Origin of the sequence: Spirosoma spitsbergense DSM 19989, from assembly GCF_000374085.1 — a bacterium.
GTDB classification, from domain to species: domain Bacteria; phylum Bacteroidota; class Bacteroidia; order Cytophagales; family Spirosomataceae; genus Spirosoma; species Spirosoma spitsbergense.
This window is the reverse complement of the sequence record NZ_KB893387.1, coordinates 188,743-215,619: the sequence shown is the minus strand read 5'-3', so window position 1 is coordinate 215,619 and position 26,877 is coordinate 188,743. Positions and strand designations below refer to the sequence as shown.

General features: G+C 51.0%; 20 protein-coding genes. 12 read left to right on the top strand and 8 right to left on the bottom strand.

Translation table 11 applies throughout. The features are described 5' to 3' along the window. The first annotated feature begins 345 nt into the window (after positions 1-345). Positions 346-798 (top strand): DUF305 domain-containing protein, encoded by a 453-nt coding sequence (locus B157_RS0100950; protein WP_020601498.1) that lies wholly within the window; start codon positions 346-348, stop codon positions 796-798. 139 nt (positions 799-937) lie between these two features. Here the strand turns inward: B157_RS0100950 and B157_RS36620 are convergent, their stop codons facing one another. Together B157_RS36620 and treS are read right to left on the bottom strand one after the other, a co-directional pair. Further along, on the bottom strand, positions 938-4,585 hold the full coding sequence (locus B157_RS36620; protein ID WP_020601497.1) for a beta strand repeat-containing protein: 3,648 nt from the start codon (positions 4,583-4,585) through the stop codon (positions 938-940). Between the two features lie 513 nt (positions 4,586-5,098). Continuing rightward, positions 5,099-8,449 (bottom strand): maltose alpha-D-glucosyltransferase, encoded by a 3,351-nt coding sequence (gene treS, locus B157_RS0100940; RefSeq protein WP_020601496.1) that lies wholly within the window; start codon positions 8,447-8,449, stop codon positions 5,099-5,101. Between the two features lie 328 nt (positions 8,450-8,777). Here treS and B157_RS0100935 point away from each other — a divergent pair, with 328 nt between their 5' ends. After that, on the top strand, positions 8,778-10,982 hold the full coding sequence (locus B157_RS0100935; protein ID WP_020601495.1) for a bifunctional alpha,alpha-trehalose-phosphate synthase (UDP-forming)/trehalose-phosphatase: 2,205 nt from the start codon (positions 8,778-8,780) through the stop codon (positions 10,980-10,982). 48 nt (positions 10,983-11,030) lie between these two features. Here B157_RS0100935 and B157_RS0100930 read toward each other — a convergent pair whose 3' ends face one another. The 5 genes from B157_RS0100930 to moaC form a co-directional block, all read right to left on the bottom strand. Next, on the bottom strand, positions 11,031-11,501 hold the full coding sequence (locus B157_RS0100930) for a nucleoside deaminase (RefSeq protein ID WP_020601494.1): 471 nt from the start codon (positions 11,499-11,501) through the stop codon (positions 11,031-11,033). A 66-nt stretch (positions 11,502-11,567) separates the two neighbouring features. Beyond that, entirely contained in the window at positions 11,568-12,353 is a 786-nt protein-coding gene (locus B157_RS0100925; protein ID WP_020601493.1) for a nucleotidyltransferase domain-containing protein, read from the bottom strand. 88 nt (positions 12,354-12,441) lie between these two features. Continuing rightward, positions 12,442-13,050, bottom strand: coding sequence for a DUF6992 family protein (locus tag B157_RS0100915; protein ID WP_026308396.1), 609 nt, complete (start codon positions 13,048-13,050; stop codon positions 12,442-12,444). Between the two features lie 29 nt (positions 13,051-13,079). Beyond that, a complete protein-coding gene (locus tag B157_RS0100910; protein ID WP_020601491.1) occupies positions 13,080-13,667 on the bottom strand; it encodes an NTP transferase domain-containing protein in 588 nt (195 codons plus the stop codon). Continuing rightward, positions 13,660-14,151 (bottom strand): cyclic pyranopterin monophosphate synthase MoaC, encoded by a 492-nt coding sequence (moaC, locus tag B157_RS0100905; protein WP_020601490.1) that lies wholly within the window; start codon positions 14,149-14,151, stop codon positions 13,660-13,662. Before moaC ends, B157_RS0100910 begins: the two co-directional genes overlap by 8 nt. Positions 14,152-14,530: 379 nt before the next feature. Here moaC and B157_RS0100900 point away from each other — a divergent pair, with 379 nt between their 5' ends. The 9 genes from B157_RS0100900 (at position 14,531) to secG (ending at position 25,506) form a co-directional block, all read left to right on the top strand. Then, the gene (locus B157_RS0100900) at positions 14,531-15,124 is read left to right on the top strand and encodes a patatin-like phospholipase family protein (RefSeq protein ID WP_026308395.1); all 594 of its coding nucleotides are present in this window, start codon (positions 14,531-14,533) and stop codon (positions 15,122-15,124) included. Then, positions 15,112-15,633: a hypothetical protein gene (locus B157_RS0100895; RefSeq protein WP_020601488.1), complete on the top strand. Its 522-nt coding sequence runs from the start codon at positions 15,112-15,114 to the stop codon at positions 15,631-15,633. The genes B157_RS0100900 and B157_RS0100895 overlap by 13 nt, the downstream gene beginning before the upstream one ends. A gap of 321 nt (positions 15,634-15,954) precedes the next feature. Next, the gene (locus B157_RS0100890) at positions 15,955-18,627 is read left to right on the top strand and encodes a hypothetical protein (RefSeq protein WP_020601487.1); all 2,673 of its coding nucleotides are present in this window, start codon (positions 15,955-15,957) and stop codon (positions 18,625-18,627) included. A 334-nt stretch (positions 18,628-18,961) separates the two neighbouring features. Then, positions 18,962-20,173, top strand: coding sequence for a molybdopterin molybdotransferase MoeA (locus tag B157_RS0100885; protein ID WP_020601486.1), 1,212 nt, complete (start codon positions 18,962-18,964; stop codon positions 20,171-20,173). 459 nt (positions 20,174-20,632) lie between these two features. Continuing rightward, on the top strand, positions 20,633-22,132 hold the full coding sequence (locus B157_RS0100880; RefSeq protein WP_020601485.1) for a MiaB/RimO family radical SAM methylthiotransferase: 1,500 nt from the start codon (positions 20,633-20,635) through the stop codon (positions 22,130-22,132). Between the two features lie 100 nt (positions 22,133-22,232). Beyond that, complete coding sequence (locus tag B157_RS0100875) at positions 22,233-23,600, top strand: sigma-54 interaction domain-containing protein (protein ID WP_026308393.1); 1,368 nt, start codon at positions 22,233-22,235, stop codon at positions 23,598-23,600. A 94-nt stretch (positions 23,601-23,694) separates the two neighbouring features. After that, positions 23,695-24,159 (top strand): LPS assembly lipoprotein LptE, encoded by a 465-nt coding sequence (locus B157_RS0100870; RefSeq protein ID WP_020601483.1) that lies wholly within the window; start codon positions 23,695-23,697, stop codon positions 24,157-24,159. Between the two features lie 64 nt (positions 24,160-24,223). Next, a complete protein-coding gene (locus B157_RS0100865; RefSeq protein WP_026308391.1) occupies positions 24,224-25,054 on the top strand; it encodes a hypothetical protein in 831 nt (276 codons plus the stop codon). A 59-nt stretch (positions 25,055-25,113) separates the two neighbouring features. After that, a complete protein-coding gene (gene secG, locus B157_RS0100860; protein ID WP_020601481.1) occupies positions 25,114-25,506 on the top strand; it encodes a preprotein translocase subunit SecG in 393 nt (130 codons plus the stop codon). Positions 25,507-25,582: 76 nt separating this feature from the next. Here secG and B157_RS0100855 read toward each other — a convergent pair whose 3' ends face one another. After that, positions 25,583-26,290, bottom strand: coding sequence for a hypothetical protein (locus tag B157_RS0100855; RefSeq protein ID WP_020601480.1), 708 nt, complete (start codon positions 26,288-26,290; stop codon positions 25,583-25,585). 268 nt (positions 26,291-26,558) lie between these two features. On the opposite strand from B157_RS0100855, the gene B157_RS0100850 reads away from it, so the two are divergent. Next, a complete protein-coding gene (locus tag B157_RS0100850) occupies positions 26,559-26,855 on the top strand; it encodes a co-chaperone GroES (protein ID WP_018620347.1) in 297 nt (98 codons plus the stop codon). The last annotated feature ends 22 nt before the right edge of the window (positions 26,856-26,877 follow it).

Genomic DNA, 26,877 nt, shown 5'->3' with positions numbered 1-26,877 from the left:
GAAACTAAAAAAACTAGTAGCCTTAGTGAGTCTTTCCTACAGTTTATGCGTCAGTTTCGGGCTTTATTTTCACAAAAAAGTACAATCTATCAAAGTAAAGAAGCATGGTTATAAAGCCAATAGCTTTAGTCGTCACGGCCTTAATCAACTTCGGCAGATGTGCCGGCATCAAGTTCAACCTTGTCCCGATTTACTACGGACGATCAAAAAGCTATTTCGGTGGATTGTTCTTCAATTAACTCATTATCAGGCCATAAAAATAGCAGGGTAGAGTAGTCGATCAGTTGCTAATACTGAATCTATTGCCTTAAGAATACCGCACTAATCAACTAAACCAACGAAAAAATGGAAGGGAATAATTACCGTAAATTTTTTCTGATGCTGGTCGTGTCATTTGTAATCATGTACACGGTTATGTTTCTAAATGTGTTCATGATCGACCATGTCTACCTGAGCCTGACCCGGCTTTACATGACGCTGCTGATGGTTTCACCCATGGCCCTTATGATGCTGTTGTTCATGTCGGGCATGTATAAAAACAAACAGATGAACCTATCCATTGGCATTGGTAGCGTCGTTGTTTTTATCCTGACTCTAACCCTCCTGCGCACCCAGACTTTCGTAGGTGATGAGCAGTATATGCAGGCCATGATTCCCCACCACTCGTCAGCTATTCTGACAAGTACGAATGCGGACCTGAAAGATCCGGAAGTAAAAAAACTGGCCGAAGGAATCATTGACGCTCAGAAGCGCGAAATTGCCGAGATGAAACAGATACTGGCAAGAATGAAAAAGTAGCGCCTTACGAATATTGGCACCGAAAACGTTGGTGCTGATCTACAGACTGCGTTTAGTCATCACAAATGCGTTGATAAAGGCAAAAGCCTTTATCAACGCATTTGTGATGACTCCTGTTTTACTTACCTGAATACCTGTATTAATTCGATTTGAGTATCCGCACCGTTTCGGACTGGCCGGGTGTACTAACCCGGAGCAGCAGTGGCCCGGCAGGTAGTGTAGATACGTCGAATTGATAGTGTTCCCTAGCACCAGCCTGTTCTGTATGGCTATCATTAACAATGCGCCCCATCCCATCGATTAATGACAGATGAAGGGATCTGGCTTCGGCCCCGGTTACATCAAATTCAACCGCACTATACACTGGGTTACCCAGCACCTTTACTTGTAAGGTAGCCGTTGGTTCTACAACTGCCGCCAGCCGGGGAGAACCTCCATTACAGGCAGTCAGCCAGTTATAAACAAAACTACTGGTCACGCCACTCTGTACCGCCTGCAAGGTGACGACGGGATTGTCGGTATACAAGTGCAGGCTATAGGGACCTGGACTGGTGGTGGGCGTCATCTCGTTCATCACCGAAAAACTGATGGGCTGGCCATTCACACCCGTGTACTGCGGATTGAACGTCAGGTTGCGCTCACCGGCCGATAAGGTTGTGCAATTCACGGTGGTTACGCCCGTGATGGCAAAGGGCAGCATCACACCAGCCGGGTTTATGGTCAGCATAAAGCTGGTGCTGACGAACAGCCCGCCCGGATCGGTGGCCGTGATACTCACCGTCGATACGCCCGACGCGGAAGGGGTGCCACTAATGGTTGAACCGGCAAAACTTAACCCGGCAGGTAAACCAGTGGCGGAGAGGGTTAGCATATCGCCATTCGGATCAGTGAAGGTGTTGGCCGGGATCATGTAGCTAAACGCCGTGCCCACTGTTCCGGTCTGGTTAGGGATGGCATTGGCTACTACGGGAGGCTGGTTTACCGGCGGAGGACCTCCACCGGTACAGGCAGCCAGCCAGTTATAAACGAAGCTGGCTTCCCCAGCGGTTCCGGTCTGGGTTGCTTTGAGGGTGATAGCCGAATTGTCGGTATAAACGTGCAGGCTATAGGGACCCGGACTGGTGGTAGGCAGCATCTCATTCAGCACCGAAAAGCTGATGGGCTGGCCATTCACACCCGCATACTGGGGATTGAACGTCAGGTTACGCTCACCAGCCGATAAGGTCGTGCAACTCACGGTGGTTACGCCAACGATAGCAAAGCTGGCAGGGGGCATCACGGCCGGGTTTATGGTCAGCATAAAGCTGGTGCTGGCCGACAGACTGCCCGGATCGGTCGCCTTGATGGTCACCGTCGATACGCCCGACACGGAGGGGGTGCCACTAATGGTCGAACCGGCAAAACTTAGTCCGGCGGGTAAACCGGTAGCCGAGAGCACTAATGAACCCGGTGTTTCGGCATCGGTAAAGGTATTGGCCGGAATGGTATAATTGAAGGCAGTGCCCACCGTACCGGTCTGGTTAGGAATGACATTGGCCACGGTTGGCGGGGTATTGGCCGTAGCCGTGCAGTTTAATAGTAATGAGAGATCGTTGTCATCCAGGTTGGCCACAATCAGGTCTTGTTTGCTATCGGCGTTGAAATCCCCCACCGCCACAGAAAAAGAGGCCCTACCAGTTCCGAACGCAGTAGCCGCGCCGAAGCTACCCAGACCATTGCCCAGCAACACGGAGACGTTGTTCGAATTAGCATTAGCGGTAGCCAGGTCGAGCTTACCATCGGCGTTGAAGTCACCTATTGCAATAGCAACGGGATCGGAGCCAGTCACGAAGTTAGTAGCGGCTCCAAAGCTGCCATCACCGTTGCCCAGCAGTACTGAAATGTTGTTTGTACCACGATTGGCAGTAGCCAGGTCGAGCTTGCCATCGCCGTTAAAATCGCCCGTAACGATTGAGTAGGGGGTGGAACCAACGGCAAGCGTAGTGGATGCACCGGCGTTAGGTATTATGGTGACGGTACCGGAACCGGAGTTGGCGATGGCTAGGTCGGGTTTGCCATTCCCATTAAAATCACCGATGGCAATAAAAGCGGGATTTGCACCGGTAGAGGCAGTGAACGTTGATCCAAAACCTCCGTGTCCATCGCCATACACGATCTGGAGCGTATTCGCATTATAGTTAGCGATGGCCAGATCGGGCTTGCCATCGCTGTTAAAGTCGGCAGTGGCTACTGACTGAGGGCCTGAACCGGTGGTTACGTTGGGGGCCATCCCAAAGCCGCCACTGCCATTACCCAGCAAGATTGTAACGGTGTTATCGGTATAGTTCCCGACCGCCAGGTCGAGGTTACCATCGAGATTAAAATCGGCAACGACTACTGACCGGGGTCCAGAGCCCACGGCAAAGTTAGTGGCTGTGCCAAAGCCCCCGCTACCGTTGGCCAGCAGGATCGAGACGTTGTTTGATGCCCGGTTGGCTACCGCTATATCGGGTCGGCCATCGCCATTGAAGTCGCCCACCGCCACATAACGGGGGTTAGTAACGGTTCCGGCTGCCCCAAAGGTGCCATCGCCCTTGCCCAGCAATATCGCGACATTGGCCGGGGTAATGCCATCATCACTTCTTGCCGCTGCCAGATCCAGTTTACCGTCGCCGTTGAAGTCGCCTGCCAAAACAACAAAGGGGTAAACCCCCGTGGCAAAGGCGGTGCCCGTTCCGAAGCTGCCATCGCCATTACTCAGAAACACCACCACATTGCTGGTCGTATAGCCTCCCGCAACCAGATCGGTCTTGCCATCGCCATTGAAGTCCCCCGCATCAATACTATAGGAATTGAAGCCTAAAGAGATGGTGGGTGCTGCACCAAAACCGCCACTACCATTGCCTAACAAGATCGCGATAGTTGGTGTGCTAGTTGGTGTGCCGGTGGCCAACACGGCCAGGTCGAGCCGGCCGTCGCCGTTGAAGTCGCCTGATATAATTTTGTCGGGCCCCAAAGCAACAGCCAAAGGGGCGGCCGAACTGAAACTGCCACTGCCATTCCCCAGCAATATGGACACATTGTTAGACAAATAGTTCGCGGTGGCCAGATCAACCTTGCCATCGCCATTGAAATCGCCCGCTACGAGTGAATTTGGTGCTGTGCCGACGGCAAAGTTGGTCGCTCCACCAAAATCCCCTCCGCCCGCATTCAGCAGAATCGAGACGTTGTTAGATGCATAATTACCGGTTGCCACATCAGGTTTTCCATCGCTGTTGAAGTCTCCAACCGCTATGGAACGGGGTTGCATACCAACGGGGAAGTTGGTCGCTGCACCAAAACTTCCCCCACCCGTATTCAGCAGAATCGAGACATTTTTGGAGCTCACGTTTCCTACCGCCAGATCGGGTTTACCATCGCCGTTGAAGTCGCCTACGGCTACGGAACGGGGTTGAGAACCTGCCGTGTACGTCGTAACCGGACCAAAGGTGCCATTGCCCGTATTTAACAGTATCCCGACAGTATAAACCGACTGGTTAACGATGGCCAGGTCGAGTTTACCATCACCGTTGAAATCGCCCGTTGCTTCCGACGTAGGGCTATCGCTGTTTGGAGCCGTAATATAGCCAAGGGAAACGGTTGAGGTGTTGAAACAGGACTGCCCCCAGCTCAGAGTACTCAGGCTGGTCAGTAATAAAAACAGAAACCACCACCGGCTGGCGTGTTGCCGGTTTTTGGGGTTGAAAAGGAAAATTCCATGACTCTCTGAAGTTGTCAGATTCGGTAACTGACGTAATACGTGTTTCATACTGTTGTTGGTAAACAGAATTGGATAGGTAAGACGAATAAATGAAGTGGAATCTACACAAGATAAGTAAGTCGGTCTGGCAGGAACCAACACCGGTACAACTACTTAAAGACACCCTAAGGCAACCCTATCCTGCCCAACTTTAGAAGGCAGGCCATACATACAGGACCACACTAAATCGACCACTGGCGATAGGTCGAAACGACGAAATAAAATGCGCTGACCTTGCGGCCCATTCTGGGTATCAATAAGTAGCTTGCGTATATTTATGAAGCTACATATATTACTAACAGCAATAATAATGCAAGGGATGAGTATTATTGAAAGAGCTTTTATTTAACGGTAATTAGCTGATAATATGGGCAGTGTACTAGTCTGAAAGCAACAAAAAAAGGGATGAAATCCAGCACTGGATTTCATCCCTTTGTAAACTATGAATACCGGGGGCGTTAAATTAAAAAGCTGGTTTTCGACCACTCCCGTAGCCGTACAAGCTACCAGTTCTGGTTGGCTCTAAACCATTTCCGGTTCGGGGGTAACCTTGTCCGAAGCGGCCATGACCGATTTGATAATCTGTAGCGGAATACGTACCCAGTCGGGGCGGTGGTTGAGCTCGTAATTCAGGTCGGCAATGGCTTTTTCGAGCAGGAATGTTTCGAGCATCATCTCCAGATCATCTGGCTTGCTAGGCATGAACGAACTGCCCTGTACCGTTTCCAGGTACGCTTTCATAAAGAATCCACTCATTTGGTGGGCCCAGAATTCGGCGTAGGGAAGTAGTTGCACCGTTTCCTGTTTGGGAACCTGATTGGTTATAAAGAATCCTTCGTGGGCTACATAATAGAACGAGCGAATCATGGCCGCCACATCGCGCAGGGGCGACCGTTTCAGCCGCCGTTCACTGTAGCTCCGGTTGGGATCGCCACCAAAATCCTGAATGGCAATATCCCTGCCCGTTAGCAGAATCTTTTCCAGTTGCAGATTACCATGAATACGAATTTTGGCCGTGTCCAGTTTCTTGCTGTAAATCCGTTTCAGCTTCGTCATCATGGCTTCTTTTCGGTCCAGTGTCTGCTTCACATCCTGCCGAATGTCGGCCGGCACCCGTTGCAGATTCCGTTGCTCGCTCTGGTACGTTTCGCGCACCAGCGACTGCAATCCTGAAAACAACGACCGCTGGTAGTGCAACGAGAAATCTTCCGGGGCAAAATCCTTCAGGGTATTATTGGAAGCTAGTGCCACGTGCATCTGACCGATACGAACACCCAGCAAACGGGCCTGCTCGGCCGCACGCCTGCCCAGTAACTCCTGAGTTTCGTCGGGTAGGTCTTTAAGTCCAACCGGCTGGCTCAGCGTACCACGCGGCACGTCCATGATGGCTGATAACTGCATTTTATCGCGGGAAAGAATCCGTTCGATGTAGTTATTGATTCGCTCCAGCACATAGGTTTTTCCATCCCCGTGCCGGGCCACCATCTCTTCCAGGTTACCCAGCATTATCGACTCACTGGACGAGACCATCTCTACCGAACCAACCAGGGCAGGCACGTAGGCGAACGAAGCTGTTTCGGATAAAAAGTGAGTCAACTCAGCGTCGGGATTGATAGACAGGTCTACCTTACGGTACAGTTTGAGAAGGTAGTTAGTATCGTAGCCGATGGATACGTAGTCCGTACCGGCAACCAGCAATCTGGATTTTATCTCCTTGTTTTTCTGGACGTACTCATTCAGTTCCGGCTTGCTCTCGAACAGCAGACCATTCTCCGGGTTCTTCCCTGCTTCGGCCATCTGCCGGATCAATGCCTGCTGCACCTCGGCTACGTACAGGCCATCGCAAAGAACACCGGTTTTCTCCCCTATTTTGGCCATGGACATAATAGACTGCGGGCAGTTACGGGTCAATTTGTCTGCTTGTGCTTCATCGGCAAAGGTCAGGGCCAGCTGGAAAGTTTCGGGCAAGCCCCGCTCGTAGGCCACTTCAATCAGTACAATATAGGCGGTGCCTTCTGCCAGTGTGAGCCGGGCGTGGTTGCGAATGGTTACGTCGCGCATGGCCTGCTTCTTCTCATCAAACCAATCGGCCCGCAGGAGGTAGTCGGGTAATACGACGGTTTCCAGCACAGTACGCGTTCCATTGGCCAGTAATGTATGCCAGTCATCAATGCGCACCATGGGCAGTTCAAGGACGTGCGTAGCGCCCGTATCTGCTTTTTCCAGCACAAACCACTGGTAATCGTGCGGTGCCAAGGTGAAAAAATACATTTCGCTGTCGGAAATAGCCGGGAAGGCATTTTTGCTGAATGCTTCTACCGGCACGTAGCCGTTGAAGCCGCTTAGCTCAACCTGCGCCGGTTGGGAATACTTCGACAGGTTGACCACAATCAACAGGGTTTGTTCCTCATAGGTACGGGTAAACGCCAGCACCTTAGGATTCTCCACGTTCAGAAATTTCATATCGCCCCGCCCAAACGCTTTGTAGTGCTTGCGCAGGTTAATCATCCGTTTCATGAACCAGAACAAGGAGGAGGTATTGTTACGCTGGGTCTCCACGTTCACCGATTCATAGTGGTACTCCGGGTCCAGAATGGTGGGTAAATAAAGTTTTTGCGGATTGGTGCTCGAAAAACCGGCGTTGCGATCGGGAGACCACTGCATAGGAGTTCGTACGCCATCCCGGTCGCCCAGGTACACGTTATCGCCCATGCCAATTTCATCGCCGTAATAGATGACCGGGGTGCCCGGCAACGAAAATAGCAGGCTGTTCAGCAGTTCTATTTTCTTGCGGTTATTCTGCATCAACGGAGCCAGACGGTGCCGGATACCAAGGTTAATCTTCGCTTTTGGATCTTTAGCGTAGGTTTTATACATGTAGTCCCGCTCCTCGTCGGTCACCATTTCGAGCGTTAACTCGTCATGATTCCGCAGGAATATGGCCCACTGGCAGTTGTCGGGAATAGCGGGGGTCTGGTCGAATATGTCGGTAAGAGGATACCGATCTTCCATTTGCAGGGCCATGAACATGCGGGGCATCACCGGAAAATGGTAGTTCATATGGCACTCATCGCCATCGCCAAAGTAGGAAGCCGAATCTTCGGGCCACATGTTGGCTTCGGCCAGAAATACCACTCCCGGAAAATGCGCGTCGATGTGCGACCGGAGTTTTTTCAGGAAATCGTGCGTTTCGGGCAGGTTTTCGCCGTTGGTGCCCTCCCGTTCAAACAGGTACGGAACAGCATCCAGCCGGAACCCATCAACGCCCAGTTCGCACCAGTAGTCAAGCATTTTGATTACTTCGGCCTGTACCAGCGGGCTATCGTAATTCAGGTCGGGCTGGTGATGAAAAAAGCGGTGCCAGTAATACTGCTGGGCTTCATTGTCCCAGGTCCAGTTGGAGTTTTCAAAATCCTGGAAAATAATCCGAACGTCTTTAAACTGCATCGGGTCATCGGTCCAGACGTAGTATTCGCGTTCGGGTGAGCCTTTGGGTGCCCGGCGTGCCCGCTGAAACCAGGGGTGCTGGTCGGACGAGTGATTGATAACCAGTTCGGTAATAACCTTCAGGTCCCGGTCGTGGGCTTCTTTGAGCAGCGTCTTGAACTCGGCAATGTTCCCGTACGATGGGTTAATGGTGTAATAATCGGCAATATCATAGCCATCGTCGCGCAGGGGCGATGGATAAAACGGAAGCAACCAGATAGCCGTAACGCCCAGTTCCTGTAAATAATCCAGTTTTTCGAGCAGGCCCTGAAAATCACCAACCCCATCGCCATTTCCATCGCGAAATGCTTTTATGTGTAGTTCATAAATGATGGCGTCCTTATACCATCGCAGGTTGGCCTGTATGTCTGTGTTGTTATCCGTCATGATTAGGTTTTTAAGAATATAGTGATTTACCAACGAACACCCGTGCATTCGGTGTATGTGGTACAGCGGCACATAAGAAAAGTACATCATGTGCCCGCCAAAGAATTAACTATTTAACCGCAGGACGGTTTTAGTGTTTTCGACTGGCGTATTGAATCGTTGGCAATTTGTACCGATACCTTAAGAATTGGCTTACAATTCACTTAGAAATTGCTTAGAGGATGCAGATACTTATTCTAATGAGTTTCTAAGATTTACTTAAGCCTCCTCTAAGTCAGTGAAGCGATATTTACAGGAATACAACTAACCTTCCACAACAACAAACTTCATGAGCACATCTAACCGATTACTAATCGTCTCCTATCGCCTGCCCTTTACCATTCGGGAGAGAGAAGAGGGGGTGGAGCTGATTCAGAACTCTGGTGGTCTGGTTTCGGCGGTATTATCGATGGCCGAACGAATGGGGCAAAGTCAGCATGGAACCTCGGCCAAAATTCACTGGATTGGCCACGCCGATTCTTCCCTGCAACACATCGACAAATCGAAACTGGAAAACGAAACCTTCGTGGCCCATCCGGTATTCATGGATGACGACGTACACAAAGGATTTTACGAAGGATTTAGCAATGACCTGATTTGGCCTTTATTCCACTATTTTCCTTCGTATGCCAACTTCAATGAAAGTGACTTCCAGCATTACCAGCAGGCAAATACCCGTTTCCTGGAAGAACTAACCACCCTGATTGAGCCCGGCGATTTTGTCTGGATTCACGATTTCCAGCTCATGCTGTTACCCAATATGGTGCGGCAGGCTATTCCGGATGCCAGTATTGGGTACTTTTTCCATATTCCCTTTCCGACCTATGAAATCATAAAACTACTACCCCGTACCTGGCGGCAGGTGCTGATTGAGGGACTACTTGGTGCTAATGTAGTGGGTTTTCATACGTCCGATTACGTCCAGCATTTTTTGCAGAGTGTTTCTGAAGTGCTGTCTTTACCTACCATTGAGCAGCGGGTGGTTTTGCCCGAACGCTCCGTTCTGGTGAAAGACTTCCCCATCAGCATCGACTTTGTCAAGTTCAACTGGAGCAGTCAGGAGCCCGAAGTGGTAGCAACCCGGCAGGAGTACCAGGACCTGATCCGCAATAACAAAATCATTTTTTCTGTCGACCGGCTCGATTACACCAAAGGGATCACATACCGCCTACAGGGATTTGAGCGGTTCCTGACCGAAAATCCCGACTGGCACGACAAGGTAACGTTCGTGATGACGGTTGTTCCCTCCCGGGATAAGATTAGTCAATACCAGGAACTGAAGCGGGAAATCGAAGAAGCAGTCGGGCGGATAAACGGTCAATTTGGCACTATCGGCTGGCGACCCATCATCTACATTTATCGGTCGCTGAACTTTACCGAATTACTGGCCTTGTACACCGCCTGCGATGTGGCTTTGATTACCCCCGTCCGGGATGGTATGAATCTGGTTTGTAAAGAGTTTGTGGCCAGCCGTTATGACCATAAAGGCGTACTGATCCTGAGCGAACTGGCCGGAGCCGCCCAGGAACTGAGTAACGCCCTGATCATAAACCCTACCGATACCCAGGAAATGGCCAGTGCCATTAAACAGGGGCTGTTAATGCCGCTGCCGGAACAGGAACGACGTATAATGACGATGCAGCATCACCTGCAAAATCATAGCGTTTTCCGATGGAGTAACGATTTTTTCACTGCTTTCGATGAAACCATGACAAACCAACCTGATGTAGAAACGACCCTTCCTGTTGTTCCCTTTATAACCGCTTTTAGCGAAGCCCGACAGCGTTTGCTGTTGTTTGACTTCGATGGAACACTATCTCCTATCGTTAATGACCCTTCCGAGGCACAGCTTTCGGAGACCCTGGCAGAAACCCTGCATACTCTGGCAGAGCACAGCAATCTGGTGGTTATCAGCGGTCGTAACCGGGCGTTTCTTGAAAAAACATTCGCGGGTATTCCTGTTCATCTGGTAGCCGAACACGGTGCGTTCCTGAAGAACCCGAATAAGCCCTGGACCCGACTCGATTTATCGGCCGACGATTGGGTCGACTCCGTCCGACCCGCTATGAATCAGTTTGTGGAGCGGTTTCCCGGTACATCTGTAGAAGAGAAAGAAACGGCCATTGCCTGGCATTACCGGCGGGCGGAGTCCGACGATATTGAAGGACAGGCCGTTGAACTGGCCACCCAGCTCCGGGGTCTTTCGTCTTCCGTTCCACTGGCCGTTATTCAGGGTAATAAAGTCATTGAAGTAAAACCCGCTCAGCACAGTAAAGGCACGGTAGCCGTCACACTCTTTGACGACAAACCCTATGATTTTGTGGTGAGCATCGGCGATGATACCACGGACGAGGATATGTTCAGACAGTTGCCCAACTGGGCCTACACGATAAAAGTGGGCGCGGGTGTTTCGTTTGCCCGGTACCGGCTCGCCCGACAGCGGGACGTGGTCGCGCTGCTCCGGCAAATGAGCGATGCGCTGGTTACCGCCTGATCTCACTTCCCCCTATCTATTTTTTATTGTTTCCGTACTGACCTAGTGTCAGTACGGAATTCGTTTTTCCAGGGCTACCCATTCCTGAAAAACAGCGTTGGCTTCTTCACGCAGCCGTTGCTGCATCGGAATTTTCCGGTCCTCGCGGGGTTTATCCAGTTCTTCGTAGATAAACTGGTCGTCAAAACCAGCACCGGCCGCGTCGGAGTGAAAAGCTCCGTACACAATTCGGCTGGGTCTGGCCCAGTAAATGGCGCCCAGGCACATGGGGCAGGGTTCGCAGGAGGCATAGAGCGTACAGCCCTCCAGTTGAAAGGTACCCAGGTTTCGGCACGCATCCCGGATGGCCACTACTTCGGCGTGGGCCGTGGGGTCGTTGGTTGAGGTAACCTGGTTGTAACCCCGTCCCACTATTTCGCCATCGCGAACAACAAGGGAGCCAAATGGCCCACCCTGATTCGTGGTCATACCCTCGCGGGCGAGCTGGAACGTTTGTCGGAGAAAGAAGTCGTCATTCATCGTTATTGGTAGCCATTCATTGGCATTTTGGCATTATTGGTTACTAATGGCAATGAATGCTTCATTTTAAAGCGTAGAAAGATACCTGGTAACGGCTACCTGGGCAGCCCTGTTTTTTGAGAATGTATGCGGGGTTAATGCATCGCGCAATGATTCGTAAAGATACATCACCTCCCACAAACTACTAAGCAGAGTAGCGCGGTCGGGTGTAGCTACCGTCCTGCGAAGTTGCATCAGTTCATCGGTTTTAAACATAGTTTCAGCTCGGCGCACGCCCCTGGGCAAGCCTGAATTTTTGAGGTGCAGCATGGGGCCCAGCACGGCATTCCGAACAAAGGCCAGAAAATCAATGGCTTCAAAAAACTCCCCCCGCCCAATTTTGACGGCCGCGTAGTGCGCCCAAATCCAGAATCGGTCTTCGGCCCATTGAAAATCAAAGGGCGGATATTTTGCCGTCGACTGCTCCATGATCGTCGTCAATGCCTGATCCCGCTCCCAGAGTATGGTTGGGTCTTCTATCCGGTCATGAAACTCATCGGGCAGCAGGAACTTGATGTCAACATGCAGTAAAGAGACTTCATAGAGCACAATCAGCAACCGAATTTCACCCACGTGATCGCCCCGGAAAGAAGCCAGCATGGGTCCGAATTTGGCGGCATACTGCTGCATCTCATGTAGGTCAGGGGCAATTTTCCGGCTCGTGACCACCACCAGGTCAAGGTCTGAGTAGGCGTCCATATCGCCCGATGCCCAGGAGCCGCCAGCGGCTAAACCGACGGCGTAAGAGTCCTGCTGGATTTTTTTAACCGCGGTTGCAATGAACGACTTGAAGGGTAGCAGATAATCGGGCATTGCTCAGTTGTGGCTGGTAAATTATGACGTAACCATCCGCCGGTTTGATTCGTTCGGAGCGGTGCAGTTTTTACAGTTAAGCCAGTAGCTATCGGATGGGTAGTACCACACCAAGGCCGTTAGGGGTAGCGGAGAGTAGGAATCGTTCCTGTTTATCGCCCCGGTTTCTGAAAATAAAGTAATTGACCAGATCGAACGCCAGCAGGAATCCTCCCTGAAACATGATTGATTTACCGTAGCCCCGCAATTGATCGGCCTTGTCGGGGTGCGAATTTGAGCGCTCCCGCAGATAACCTCCGCCCACTACGTAGGCCACATCAAGCCCGGCATTGATAAGCAAAATCTGCTTCATATTCTCGTGTTGCCGCACGGCATCGGCCAGGGTTTCGGTATCGGCACTGCGTCTGCGCGACCCCAGCAGACCGGCTCCGGCAATACCGAGATTGAACAGGTTCCAGTAGACGTTCATCTTGTGAAACTGCTGCGTCTCGCCCGCTGTTTGCCCGGCTGCTACGGCACCCACGGCAATGTTGGCCAGCGCAAAACTACCGAGGGCCAGACCCAGGGTTTTCTGGTGTTTGATGCGCTGCTCGCTAAACGCCCGTAATTCGGGCGAAAGCGTTGCGCGCTGCGCCGTTGCGGCATGGCCCAGCAAAAAGGAGCCAGCGGCAACCAATAGGCTTCGGATGGGATTCATAGTTGTTCGTTGCTGGATGAACCCCAGAATCAACCCCGATGTTTCAGCGCCTTTTGTTCTGCCGGTTTATTCACGTTCAGCAGTTCCCGAACGTCGGGAATCGTCAGCAGGTGACAGTCAGCCAGCATCAGAATTGGCCGGGGGGCATAATAGCCCGATGCCAGTGCCGTTTGTAGAATGGGCTCCATGGTGGGTTCCCAGATACTTAGGAGTGGTTCGGGAAACTGCCCGTTTGAATCATAAAACGACGTGGCGGGTTTAGCCGCATCCCGACCGTTTACCAGTGCGGTCAACGAGGTTTCGGTCAGCAACGGCATATCACAGGCCACGACCAGCCAGGCAGCTTTTGGGTCATGCCGGAAGGCCGATAAAATCCCGTTTAGCGGCCCCGGAATATCGAATGCATCCACAATAAGGGGTTGTTCGGTCGATGATAACTCAGCCGCCTGCCCCACATTGACCGACCAGAAAACAGCATCGCAAAACGGCCGGAGCAAGTCTGTGAGGTGTTCACGCTGGGGTTTTTCGTGGTAAATAAGCTGGGATTTATCCTGCCCCATTCGGGTACTGCGTCCGCCCGTCAGCACAAGGCCGTTGAGGACATTCGGCTTATTCATCGCGCAGAAAGTGCCGTTTGCCCCCCGTTTTTTCCATCAGTTTCGTTTCCCGGATAACGATGTCGTGGGAGAAGGCTTTGCACATGTCGTAGATCGTCAGGGCCGCTACCGATGCACCCACCAACGCTTCCATCTCGACCCCGGTTTTACCCTCGGTCGACACCAGACATTCGATAATAGCGTCGGTGCCTTCGGTCGTAACGGTAATCTGGCAATTGTCCAGGCCGAGCGAGTGGCACAGGGGAATCAGATCGTCGGTGCGTTTGGCAGCCATCGTACCGGCAATGATGGCGGTCTGGAACACGGGGCCTTTCTTGGTAGCAATATCCTGTCCGGTTGGCCCGGACGGTACCAGGTGCTGCATAATGTCGGGACCCAGGGCTACGACGCTCCGGGCACGGGCCGTCCGTCGGGTAACAGTTTTGCCCCCTACGTCCACCATAGCGGGGTTGTTATCGGCGTTGAGGTGCGTGAATGAAGCCATAGTCGGGTGTTATTGTCCGGTTGCAAAAATACACGCTATACTCGCAGAATCCTCTTTCAAGCTTTAGTTGTTTCGGAAGACATACGGAAACCAGAGCGATTGCCTGAAAGTGAACGTTATCTTTTCAGGCCAAATCCTCTTTGGTGAGAAAATTTAGTACCATTGACAAATTCGACCGTTTCATCAATAGGTAAGACCTTAACCTACCCGTCTTTCCTACCTTGCTGACTATCAGCAGGAAAGCAACCAGGCCACTTTATGTATTCCCGGTTGCCGAATGACTGCATACATGCCTGATTCATTAGCGACTGTTGTTTCAAGTGCCTGTTTATCCACTACCATGAACTCGTTCTACCTGTCAATCATACCAATCATACTCATGACTTCAGAAACTCAAGTACTGGCCCAATCGCCCCAGGCACCCAATCGCCTGTTAGTCGTATCGGTCGGGGGCGCACGGGGTGCCTGGGGCGTAGGCGTTGCCAATCGGCTCGACTCACTGGGCAACCGCTATGCCCACGTGGTAGGCACCAGCACGGGTAGCCTGATATTACTGCGGAAGTTCGAGGTGCTGAACCGGGCTTACACATCGGTCAATCAAAAAAGCATTTTCAACATCAACCCGTTTAAAAAAGATGGCGGTATCCGAACGTTGAACGCCCTGTTCCGATTCTGTAAACCGTCGCTTGGTACCACAGACAACCTGCGCACCTTAATCGGAACATTCGTCACCCCGACCGACTACCAGCAGATTCGTACCGGCTCCGGGGGCCTTGACTTCACGGTGGCAGTGGTGAATTTCCGGACACGGGAAGCGGCCTACCGGTCGGCCAGTGAGTACCCCGTTTACGAAGAGATGGTTAACTGGATGTGGGCATCGGCCAATGAGCCGGTCTTCATGTCGCCTTATATGACGACGGATAAGGCCACCGGAAAACCGACATCTGGTTCGATGGGGGCGTGCGGAATGTGATACCCATCCGGCAGGGCCTCCAGATTGCTTACGATAAAAAGTACTCTGCCGTGGATGTTATCGTGAACAGCACGCCGAGTGCCGATGAACCTGATTCAGACTGGCCCAATGGCAAAGCGACCCTGTTGAAGATGGTTATCCGAACGCGCGACACCTACGGCAGCGGAACGCGCGAAATGAACATTACTATCGGTAAATTGCTGAATCGACTGCTACAACAACAGGAAGCCATGCAGACCACCACCGTCGTGAGTGATTCGGAAACGGAACCGGCCATTACCCTGACGTTTTATTTCATGCCCCTGGAGTTATTCAACCTCATTCCCAACGAGTTGCTGTTTGATCCGCTTACTATGCAAAAGTTACTCGACGCCGGTCGAAACGGGCAATATGCGTCCCCTTCAACCACGTTCCGCCCGGAAGCAGGCCCGGCTGGCGGGGAAAGCAATTACTCATTCAAACTGCCAAGAGCTGCCGTACGGCAATTACTGGATGATTTGAAACCCTGACAGGTAAGGGTTCCCATCGATAGTACATTCGAATCGTGTAGAAAACTGTAAGCACACCCTGTGTATTTCCACTTGTAATCCTTATAACCGACGGTTGCTGATGTATATCTGTGGGATATCCATAGAGTACCGGTTTAATGGTGCGTCGATGGCAATACGTTCTCCACCATAACCCTATCGTGGGGTAATTGACTGTGTTTTTCCATTGGATGATATCATACGAAAGCTAATCAAAATCATCTTCCTGTCTATCAGGGCTCATAATCGTTCAGTATAGTTTTCAACTACTTTGCTGGCAACTACACGATTAAGGAGATCTATATGAAAACACATTTTACAAAAAGCGGTTGGCTGACCCTGGTCATGATTGGATTCAGCTTTACCCTCTGGGCAAAACCGGTCTGGACACTCAGTGTGGTGGTAGCTATCGAAAAGCAAACGGCTGACTACTACCAACGGGCATACGCGAAGAGTATTGAGCAGATTGCAAAAGAGCAGTTTGAAACAGTGAATGCTAACTTCAACAAATCAGGCAACTTCAAAGGCACCTATACCTTCCGGATTGACTCGATTTATGTGTTTAGCGGGCGTGTAGCCAATGAAGTTTTCAGGCCCCATCCCCGGTACAATTATGCCGTCGTTGTCGATGGTTTTTTTGATGGATCAGTGGGAGGTGGTTGGTATGGCTCCTCTCAGTCCATCTACCATGCCTGGAAATGGGATTCATTCGATGGCCCTTTTGCCCAGTATGCCACGGATGGACTGACCCACGAATTTGCCCACGCCAGAGGGGCGGTTGACATCTACGGAATGCGGGTTGAGGGCGCGAAGAATCCGGTAAATGGTCAGACCTTTGAGCCGGTGAATTCGATTATGAACTACCCCTATGGCAATGTAACCTGGGACGAGTACACGACGAATCTGCTGAACTCAACCGGCCCCGACCCGATCATCGGTGATGCCTGGGTTATCAAACCATTTCCAGCCTCTATGCGTCTGACAGCCGTTGATGCGCTGGGCCAGCCGCTGGCGGGTGTATTGCTAGAGATGTACCCGGTCGACTGGTTTTCCTATTCGGTTAGCCCAACGCCGATCCTGCGGTACACGACCACCCCTTTTGGAACTTACGCCTTTTCAGCGAATCCGTTCCAGCCAGCCACCAGCGGCTATCCCTGGACCATGCGCTATTCAAACTTCCTCATTAAAGCTACCTTCAATTCGACGGTGGTGTATAAATGGATGCCCTTGTGTGAGGTACAGAATGCCTATTTCCGCAATGGAGCCAGCTCGACCTACAACGCAGACATTATCATTCCCGTAAGTACGCCAGCCGCTTCGATCAAATTAACCAGCGTTAGTGCCAGCCATTTTAACCTTGGGGATAAAGTTGCCGTGTCGTTTACAACAACGGGTGTTTTTGACCCGGCAAATCAGTTTACGCTCTTTGAGATCGATAAAAACAACAACTCATTCGAGATTGGCAGAGCGCAGGGCTCCGGTGCTTCAACCATAACGGGTATAATCACGACTACAAGCTCAGGAATAAATCAGTACAGGCTCCGCGTTGCCAGTACCAAACCCGACGTGAAAAGCGATGATTATCCGATTTCCATCAATACACTTTCCGTTAAACAACCTACCTACAATTGCGAAACGGGCGCAATTACCTTCAGGGTCGAAGGGGGCGACAGTACGGCTATCACTTTCTCAGCTCCCGGCGTTACGCGCTCCCTGCCCACTGACTTTTCCGGATTTGTAGAGCAGGAACTACGCCATGACCCCAAAGTAATTCCCATCACCGCTAGTCAGTCGGGCTTCAGCGTTACGTATAATTTCAATCTCAAGGCCTATTGTGAATTTACGCCCCTGCCGCCCCTCCTTACAAAACCTTCTTTCTCCGACATGGTGCTGATGGTTAAACAACCCATCTCCCGTACGTTGTACTGCCCCTTTTCCGATCCCACACCGACCAATACCCCCGGCTCCCCCGTTTACAATCCAGTCTGGGATTTGCATATTGATGGATTGCCCGCGACCTTATATGTCTCTGCAAAAATTGTAGAGGGCCGTGCCATCCCCTTCTTTTATCTGGAAGGTGCACCCCAACAGGTCGGCACCTTCCAGATTACGGTGAGGGGCAGCACAGCTGCCTTTCCTGATAAGCCGGTTACCGCCAGCTTCAACATTATAGTTGTAGATTACAATCCTTACACTCAGCTAACACTGGTACAACCCGATTACAATTGCCAGACGGGAGCCGTCACCTTTCTGACGACTGGGGGCGACGGCACCCCCATTAGTTACACCGCTCCCGGTATTACAAGGACCTCGCTGACTGATAATTCTGGCATTGTTGAGCAGCAATTACGGAATGACCCAAAGCCCATCCTGATAGAGGCTAGCCAAAACGGGCAGAAATCAACGTATCTATTCGACTTTAATACATACTGCTCCAATCTTCCCGCTTTACGGCTGCTAACTCCCTCTTACGATTGCCAGAGTGGAGCCATACATTTTAACACGACCGGGGGCGACAGAACCCCCATCGAGTATATGGCCGCTGGCATTACGGCCTGGACAACCGACCCGGACCAGTTTGTCGACAGAGAAAGTCGCACAGCTAATGACGTGAAGCCTTTTGTCATTATGGCCCGCCAAAGTGGAAAGGTAGTTACCTGTAGCTGGAACCTGAAGGAGACCTGTGGCCGGGCAAGGACTGGCACCGTGGAAAAGTCGTCGGCAGAGTTAACCCTGACTATATTGGGGAACCCCGTTCAGGAACAGCTAACGGTTTTAATCCGGGGTCTGGAAAATAAGTCTGTGCAACTCAAATTAAGCGACTTACAGGGAAATCTGGTTGAAAACCGTCATATCGAGATGGCACGAGCGGAGGAAATACAGGTTTTCCCTATAAAGCGTAACCAATCGGGAATTTTCATACTCCAGGCCATAACGGATACCCAAACCCGATCAATACGAATCGTAGGCCATTGATTAAATTGAATCAGGCATCTGTTGGGCTATCAGTTGTCGTCCGCTGAAACAGACGGCAACTAATAGCCCAACATCCATCATTTTAAATTTATCCGGCGTCCCTTATGCGGTCGTACTGGCTCTAGTCTTCATGGTTTATCAGGTTATGGCATACTTAATTTAACGTCCGGTCAGATGTAGCGGGTTCGGGAGATAATCTGTTCATCGACCAGCTATCTCCAATTAGTTTTGTCGCGAACGTACAAAAAACAATAATGCTCTTTTTACCATTTACTGAGAATGAAGTGGTAACTAGTACCGCCGGACAAAACCGCCCATAAACCGTACAATCCGTATGCTTTCCGTTTCTGATGCGTTCACCCTCATGCAACAACATGTGTTGCCCTTACCCACCGAAATAGTTCCAATTCACAACGCTACGGGCCGCGTACTGCGGGAAGCCATCAACGCCGACCGCGACTTTCCCCCCTTCGATCGGGTGGCGATGGACGGCATCGGCATTCAGTTTGCGGATTATAGTGCCGGACAACGAACGTTTATGGTAGTGGGTACGCAACGCGCTGGCGAGCCTCCCCAAACACTGCGTGAGCCGACTACCTGTCTCGAAGTGATGACAGGGGCTATGCTGCCTATCGGGGTAGATACGGTGGTCCGCTACGAAGACGTGACCATAACCGATGGTCAGGCTACGATTACCATCGACGATGTGGAAAAGGGGCTTAACATCCACGCCCAGGCTACCGACCGGCACGCCGGCGAAGAACTCCTGCCGACTGGTACCTGGATGGGGCCATCCGAAATGGCCGTAGCCGCGTCAGTTGGGCAAACCGAACTGGTTGTGACCGCCCTGCCCCGCGTAGCACTCATCTCTACCGGCGATGAACTGGTGGCAGTAAACGAAATACCCCTACCCTACCAGATTCGGCGTTCGAACACGTATATGGTGCAAACGGTGCTACTATCACTGGGCATCAACGCAACGATGCACCACATTACCGATGACGAAGCCGTCCTGCAAACCGAAATACAACGCTTACTGGCCGATAACGACGTGCTTATCCTGAGCGGGGGCGTGTCGGCCGGCAAGGCTGACTTTGTCCCTGCCGTGCTAACCCGCTTGGGGGTGCAACAGCGTTTTCATAAGATACAACAAAAGCCCGGTAAGCCACTCTGGTTTGGCACGACGGAAAACAAGACCGTTTTCGGGCTACCCGGCAACCCGGTTTCTACGGTGCTCTGTGCGTGCCGGTACGTGCTGCCGTACCTAAGGGCATCCTTGGGGCTGTCACCCGCGCCAGTGCAGTACGCCCAGTTAGCCACCTCCATTACGTTCAAGCCTAATGTCACCTACTTTTTGCCGGTAAAACTCACCTCCGAAACCGATGGCCGAACAATAGCGAATCCTCTACCCGGCTCTGGTTCGGCCGATTTTGCTAACCTGACAGCCGCCGACGGTTTTATGGAACTGCCCGCCAGTCAGTCGGAGTTTGGGGCTGGCGAAGTCTTTCGGGTATGGGTAATACCGGGAATTGAGTCCGTCCGCTGAAGCAGACGGCAACTAATGAGAAGTCCCGTGCGGGACTTCACCCACTTAGCCATTGACTTCTAGCTAATGCCAACCCATGAAAAGTCCCTTCGGGGACTGCGCACCCATTGCCGTCTGCTTATTGATTTGAATTAATTAACCGCCGAACCAACAATCGCTTTTTCGCCGGATTGCGACCACCCCCNACCCCCTCCTAAAACAGGAGGGGACTTGAAAAAGGGANCCCTTCAGCGTAGCCCCCTCCTGTTTTAGGAGGGGGTTGGGGGTGGTCGCAATCCGGCGGTTATTTACATCAAATCAATAAGCCGACGGATAGGAAGGTCAAAAAACAATCAGCCCTTTTAAGAGAATTTAACCACCAATTCCTGCCAAAATGACAGCATAAACGGGGCTTTCTTCGTAAATTTGTAGCCCATTCGGTCGCCATCAGTGGTTATCGACCGTTGACTGGAACTTTTTATGACTCGCATTCCTGAATTAACTATCCTGCAACCGGCTGATAAGGAACAGATTGATCTGCCCCGTACCTCAGAGGACGAACTGGCCGTGGGTAAAAAACGCCTATATATCGAAAGCTACGGTTGCCAGATGAACTTCGCCGATAGCGAAATTGTGGCGGCCGTGATGCGCAACGCTGGTTTTGCTACTACCTCCGTTGCCGAAGAAGCCGACGTAATTTTTCTGAATACCTGTGCCATCCGGGATAACGCCGAACAAAAAGTCAGGAACCGGCTCAAACACCTGACGGGCCTGAAACGGCTGAAGCCGGAACTCCTCGTTGGGTTGCTGGGGTGTATGGCCGAACGACTGAAAACCCAGTTGCTGGAAGAAGAAAAAGTGGTTGACATCGTAGCGGGTCCCGATGCCTACCGCGACATTCCCAAACTGGTGGAAGAAGCAGAATCAGGCCAGAAAGCAGTGAACGTCTTTTTGTCGCGGGAGGAAACTTACGCCGATATTTCACCTATTCGCCTGAATTCCAACGGGGTAACCGCCTTCGTTTCGATCATGCGTGGCTGCGATAATATGTGCAGTTTCTGCGTGGTACCCTTCACCCGTGGCCGGGAGCGTAGCCGCGACCCATACAGCATTGTCCGCGAAGCGCAGGACCTCTTCAACCGGGGTTACCGCGAGGTAACGTTGCTTGGGCAGAATGTGGACTCATATAAGTGGGAAGTAATAGAAACGATGAGTGAGAAGCAAGGAGTTGCTGACGCAGGAATGACTGGTGCGTCAGCAACTCCTCACTCCTCGCTCCTCGCTTCTATTACCACATTTTCCGACCTCCTCGAATTGGTCGCCCAGATTCACCCTGACCTTCGGGTTCGGTTCTCGACCTCTCACCCGAAAGACATTACGGATGATGTACTGCATACGATGACCCGATATGACAATATCTGCAACTACATTCACCTCCCTGCACAAAGCGGCAACAGCCGGGTATTGAAACTGATGAACCGGACGTACGACCGGCCCTGGTATATCGGCAGAATTGACCGTATCCGCGAAATTCTGGGTGACGATTGCGGCATCTCGACGGACATGATTTCGGGCTTCTGCTCGGAAACCGAGGCCGAACATCAGGAATCACTGTCGCTAATGGATTACGTGCAGTACGATTATGCGTACATGTTTGCGTATTCCGAACGGCCAGGTACGCTGGCAGCCAAAAAATACGCCGACGACATCCCAGAAGACGAGAAGAAACGGCGGTTGAGTGAGATTATCGCCAGACAGTTGACCCACTCATCCAGGCGCAATCAGCGTCACATCGGGCAGCTACAGCGGGTACTGATAGAAGGCCCGTCCAAACGTTCTGACGATTTTCTGTGTGGCCGGAATGACCAGAACAAAATGGTCGTTTTCCCAAAAGGAAACCATCAGAAAGGCCAGTACGTCAACGTGTTGGTGACCGATTGCACATCGGCCACGTTGCGTGGAAGCGTTGTTAGTCATTAATCGTCATTCACAGTTATTGATTGTCATTTGTCGTCCTTACGTCAGATAACAATTGAATGACCACAAATGACAATCAATGACCACAAATGACAATAGTATAATGAATCAACAGGAAATACAGTCGGTAAAGCAACGCTTCGGCATTATTGGAAATGCTCCCGCCCTCAACTACGCCATCAACGTAGCCATGCAGGTAGCCGCCACGGACCTGACGGTGCTCATTACCGGTGAAAGTGGCAGTGGCAAGGAGTCTTTCTCCAAAATTATCCATAGCCTGAGTGCGCGTAAACACGGTCAATTTATTGCCATCAACTGCGGAGCTATTCCCGAAGGCACCATCGACTCCGAGTTGTTTGGCCACGAAAAAGGTTCCTTTACGGGTGCCGTCGACTCACGAAAGGGGTATTTTGAGACGACCAATGGAGGTACGATATTTTTAGATGAAATTGGTGAGATGCCCGTCGGCACCCAGGCACGGCTGTTGCGGGTGCTCGAAAATGGTGAGTTTATTCGGGTAGGCTCTTCGAAAACCCAGAAGACCGACGTACGGGTCGTTGCAGCCACGAATGTTAATTTGATGGACGCGGTGGAGAAAGGAAAATTTCGGGAGGATTTATATTACCGGCTCAACACCGTTCCCATTTTTGTGCCTCCCCTGCGCGAACGGGGCACCGATATTGAATTGCTGTTCCGCAAGTTCACTACCGATTTTGCCGAACGGTACCGGATCAAACCACTACAATTAACCGAAGGTGCCAAGCAAACCCTCATCGGGTTCCCGTTTCCGGGCAACATCCGTCAGTTGAAAAATATCGCTGAGCAGATTTCTATTCTCGAATCAGAACAGAATAAACCCATCGACACAGACACGCTGGCAAAATACCTGCCTCAATGGCAGGCACCCACGCAGTCACTGGCACTTTTTTCAGGTACGCATAACGATAATTTCTCGGAACGCGAACTGCTGTACAAAGTGCTGTTCGATATGCGTCGGGATGTCAATGACCTGAAGAAACTGGTTCGCGATGTGCTTGGTAATGAACATGACAGCCGGCAGATATTGAGTAACCACAAGGACCTGTTCGATTCTATTGCCCCGGACGCAGAACCCCGGCAACCGTCAGATATGGGAACGGGCGTAACCCGTTTTCTACCCGCCCTCAACGGCTCCCGACCCGAAACTCCGACCCGGCCCGCCGTACCGCCCTCCGAAAACTACGGCCATCATCCACCCGTTCAGCTATTCGATGAGGTTGATGGCGATATCAACGAAGTGACCGAAGTGGAAGATGTTACCCACGAAACCGAAGAGGATGACTCCCTCTCCCTCGAACGGCAGGAAAAGGAAATGATTCTGAAAGCCCTTCGGCGAAACAACAACAAACGAAAATACGCAGCCCAGGCACTCGGTATATCCGAACGGACGTTATACCGCAAAATCAAACAGTATGAGATTGATGAAGAGTAAGTTCTTAATGAATAATGTACAATGGATAATGGCTAATGGCTGCCGCACAAGCATGCGAAGTGCATTCCTAACGTTATTCATTATCCATTGTACATTGTTCATTACCTCCTGCGGTGTCTATTCGTTTACGGGAACAACGCTCTCACCCGATATAAAAACCGTAACGGTCAACAACTTCGTGCTGGCCACGGCGGGCGGACCAGCTAACCTGCCTCTGACGTTCAATGAAAAATTAAAGGAATATTACCAGCGGTATACAAACCTGAAAGTAGTACCGGCTAACGGGGATATTTTGCTGGAAGGCAACATAACGGGATACGAACTGGTAGCCGTAGCCCCAACGGCCCAGGACCAGGCCGCCGTAAACCGGTTGCAGATAACCGTTTTGGTCCGGTTTTATAACAACAAAGACGAGACCAAGAACTTCGAGCAGGCGTTTTCCTTTTATCAGGATTTTCCGCAGGGCCAGACCCTCAGTCAGAATGAAAGTCGGCTGGTACCTAAAATTCTCGACCAGATAGTCCTTGATATTTTCAGCAAAACAGCCGCCGATTGGTAAGCTCACAATGATGAATAGCATAGAAATTTCTGCACTATTCATCATTCATCATTACTTTCGCCCCATGCTAGCGCTCGATAAAGAAACCTTTTCATACTGGGTAACTTACCCAGATGATTTGACCGCCACCGATTTTGTTCAGTTGCAGGAAAGCCTGTTGGCTTATCCCTATTGCCAGTCTTTACACACCCTAACGGCCAAAGCGGCTTCCGTATACCAGCGAAGTCAGGCCATAGGGCACGTACGGCAGGCAGCCGCCCATGCACTGAGTAGAAATGCCCTGCGAAAGCTTATCGATAATGAGTTCCAGTGGTCAGACAACCTGCTGACGAAGCTGAATGAGCTATCAGCGAAACACGTTCCGATTCCAGAGGACTATCAACACGAAAGCTACGCACTTTTTAAATCGAAGGTCGAACTGGAAAACGGCTTTCCAACCCTACCCCTACTACAGATTGCTGCCCATTTTGAGCCAGAACAGGCAGAAACGATACCCATGCCGGAAGATCCAACGCTGGCCGAAAAAACGCTCCAGAATGATCTATCAAAGCAAATAGAACCGGTGCCGGACCAACCGGAACCCAGGCCCGATGATTTGGAACGGCAACGTCAATTCGACCTGATTGATAGTTTCATCCGCAATGAACCCCGTATATCGCCCATACGCACCAAACCAATCGCTAACCAGCAACAGGAAGACCTGACAAAACGCAGCAAGCCTGTGGGCGATGGTTTAGTAACGGAAAGTTTAGCCAAGATTCTGGTGAGGCAGGGTAAAGTTGACAAAGCACTGGAAATGTACAGCAAACTGATGGTGAAAAATCCCGAAAAAAAGGCTTACTTTGCGGAAAAAATGGGAGAATTAAAGACGAACCAAAACACAACGGAGGATTGACCGATTCTTTTCTTTAGCCCTGACAACACATATAACGTATATAATTTAGCAATTTTTTCATGATAACGGCACTTATTATCCTCATCTGCATCATCACAGTTCTGCTCATTCTGATTGTTTTGATTCAGAATTCGAAAGGTGGTGGATTAACAGGTGAATTTGGCGGTCTGGGTTCCAATCAACTGATGGGTGTCAAAAAGACGACCGACCTGCTCGAACAGATTACCTGGGGGCTTGGAATCGCCATGATGGTTCTGTCGCTGGCCACGTACGTACTGGTAGACCGAAATCAGGCAGGGGTCATCAACAGTGCCAACGTAGACCGGGCACAAACACAAACGCTCCCCGGCGCTGCGGCTCCAGGTCCTGCTGCGGGCGCGGCCCCCAATCAGGCGGCTCCGGGTGCGGTTACACCGGGTGCTTCTACCTCGGCGCTGACGCCCCAGAAGTAACTTATTACTGATTATTCGGCAATCAAAAAGCCACCTTATAAAAGGTGGCTTTTTGATTTTCAGCATTTTCTATGTGTCATGCTACTGCCTGCGCCAGTAACTGACGGGCAATGGGCAGGAGCGTTTCCTGAACAGGGTAGGGTTTTTGACTCTCCAGCATGTACGTTGCCGGGTTTGGTAATTCCCGGTGTCTCCGAATGAGGTCGAGTTTAATATTTTCAAACGTGTTCACTATGCTCTTCTGGATAACATCCACCAATCGTAGCTGGACCAAACGACCACCGGGTTCCTGTTCTGAGTATAGCGTCAGGCAGAAATAGTAAACCTGCGTTTCGGCCTGGTTAGTCGCGTGAAGCATTAAATAGCCCTCCTCCGGCCGCAGGGGCAAAAGCCCAATGGGGGTCAGCATTAGTGACTGGGCAATATCAGTCCAACGCTGCTGCCCTTCCGTCACCAGGGCCTGAAAACGCGGCAGGGCAAAATCCATAATGGCATCTACTTCGGCCATGAATGCGGAGTCCGTCACTTCCGATTTATAGTCAATGCGGGGTGGTGGGCCACTCACTCCACTAACCCGCTTGGGGAACGCAGCATTTAGCGTACCTTTGCCCCTCGAAAAACGAATCCCATCGTCGTAATGACTACGCAGTTCGGGCAAGTCGGGGCAGAGTTTATGGTCTGTAAAGTTTTGCTGAACGGCTTGCAGGTATGCCATCAAGACATATTTCTGGTATTCGGCATCAAGCCAGTTTTGCGTGAACCAGTCGGATTGTAATTTTTTCATAGACCGGACAATGTCTTTTCAGGTGTATTCAATACGTAAAGTACTCAATTTAGAAAAGACTGCCAAATTCTGTTCGTCAAATGCGCTTTACCTGCCAAAGAAAGTTTAGTAAAGAGGGTAATTGGCAGTATGTCAGGCTAAAGTCTGAAAATTTGACAGTCTGCCCGGGTTGGCACAGTAATTGGCACCCTGACAAGTATAACCGCTAGTGCGGTTGTTGGATGTACATTTATACAAACAGTTTAATAACCTTAATCAATTCATTATCATGGTAGCAGAAACGGAAAGCGTTAAAGTAAACGTGAAACCGCTGGCCGACCGGGTCCTGGTGGAAGCCGCCCCGGCTGAAGAGAAAACCTCGTTCGGAATTATTATTCCTGACACAGCCAAAGAGAAACCCCAACGTGGAACGGTCGTTGCTGTTGGTGCGGGTAAGAAAGATGAGCCACTCACGGTTCAGGTGGGCGATACGGTTCTTTACGGCAAGTATGCTGGTACGGAAATCACCGTTGACAGCAAAGAGTATCTCATCATGCGTGAATCCGATATTTTCGCAATCCTGTAACTCAATTATGAATCGGTCCGCC

Excerpts from the sequence above, each read along its gene's own strand:
- B157_RS0100950 (WP_020601498.1), top strand. The coding sequence starts at position 346 with ATGGAAGGGAATAATTACCGTAAATTTTTTCTGATGCTGGTCGTGTCA.
- B157_RS36620 (WP_020601497.1), bottom strand. The coding sequence starts at position 4,585 with ATGAAACACGTATTACGTCAGTTACCGAATCTGACAACTTCAGAGAGT.
- treS (WP_020601496.1), bottom strand. The coding sequence starts at position 8,449 with ATGACGGATAACAACACAGACATACAGGCCAACCTGCGATGGTATAAG.
- B157_RS0100935 (WP_020601495.1), top strand. The coding sequence starts at position 8,778 with ATGAGCACATCTAACCGATTACTAATCGTCTCCTATCGCCTGCCCTTT.
- B157_RS0100930 (WP_020601494.1), bottom strand. The coding sequence starts at position 11,501 with ATGAATGACGACTTCTTTCTCCGACAAACGTTCCAGCTCGCCCGCGAG.
- B157_RS0100925 (WP_020601493.1), bottom strand. The coding sequence starts at position 12,353 with ATGCCCGATTATCTGCTACCCTTCAAGTCGTTCATTGCAACCGCGGTT.
- B157_RS0100915 (WP_026308396.1), bottom strand. The coding sequence starts at position 13,050 with ATGAATCCCATCCGAAGCCTATTGGTTGCCGCTGGCTCCTTTTTGCTG.
- B157_RS0100910 (WP_020601491.1), bottom strand. The coding sequence starts at position 13,667 with ATGAATAAGCCGAATGTCCTCAACGGCCTTGTGCTGACGGGCGGACGC.
- moaC (WP_020601490.1), bottom strand. The coding sequence starts at position 14,151 with ATGGCTTCATTCACGCACCTCAACGCCGATAACAACCCCGCTATGGTG.
- B157_RS0100900 (WP_026308395.1), top strand. The coding sequence starts at position 14,531 with ATGACTTCAGAAACTCAAGTACTGGCCCAATCGCCCCAGGCACCCAAT.
- B157_RS0100890 (WP_020601487.1), top strand. The coding sequence starts at position 15,955 with ATGAAAACACATTTTACAAAAAGCGGTTGGCTGACCCTGGTCATGATT.
- B157_RS0100885 (WP_020601486.1), top strand. The coding sequence starts at position 18,962 with ATGCTTTCCGTTTCTGATGCGTTCACCCTCATGCAACAACATGTGTTG.
- B157_RS0100880 (WP_020601485.1), top strand. The coding sequence starts at position 20,633 with ATGACTCGCATTCCTGAATTAACTATCCTGCAACCGGCTGATAAGGAA.
- B157_RS0100875 (WP_026308393.1), top strand. The coding sequence starts at position 22,233 with ATGAATCAACAGGAAATACAGTCGGTAAAGCAACGCTTCGGCATTATT.
- B157_RS0100865 (WP_026308391.1), top strand. The coding sequence starts at position 24,224 with ATGCTAGCGCTCGATAAAGAAACCTTTTCATACTGGGTAACTTACCCA.
- secG (WP_020601481.1), top strand. The coding sequence starts at position 25,114 with ATGATAACGGCACTTATTATCCTCATCTGCATCATCACAGTTCTGCTC.
- B157_RS0100855 (WP_020601480.1), bottom strand. The coding sequence starts at position 26,290 with ATGAAAAAATTACAATCCGACTGGTTCACGCAAAACTGGCTTGATGCC.
- B157_RS0100850 (WP_018620347.1), top strand. The coding sequence starts at position 26,559 with ATGGTAGCAGAAACGGAAAGCGTTAAAGTAAACGTGAAACCGCTGGCC.